General features: G+C 62.3%; 1 protein-coding gene. It reads right to left on the reverse strand.

Annotation, left to right across the window (positions count from 1 at the left end):
• A partial coding sequence (locus tag E5162_RS14670) for an LptF/LptG family permease (protein ID WP_135945982.1) occupies positions 1 to 300 on the reverse strand: 300 nt, incomplete at both ends.

Genomic DNA, 300 nt, shown 5'->3' on the forward strand with positions numbered 1-300 from the left:
ATCGTCGAGGGAGCGCGTGTAGAAGGTCACGTTGCCGCCGAGGTCGGTGAATTCACCCGGACGCATGAAGGCGGCCACAAGATCGCTGCGGATCTCGTAGACGCTCTCGCGCATTTCCCGGAAGGCGACAGGCTGAACGAAGAGGTTGATGACCAGATTGCCCAGCATCGCGAAGACGGCGATGCGAATGAAGGGCGACATGCGCTGACCGCGGCTCATGCCGGCGACCGCCCCCACGGTCAGCTCTGAATCGCTGATCAGGCGGTTCATCGAGATGGCGACGGCAAGAAAGACCGCGAC

It is taken from the genome of Marinicauda pacifica, assembly GCF_004793635.1.
In the GTDB taxonomy this organism is placed as follows: Bacteria; Pseudomonadota; Alphaproteobacteria; order Caulobacterales; family Maricaulaceae; genus Marinicauda; species Marinicauda pacifica.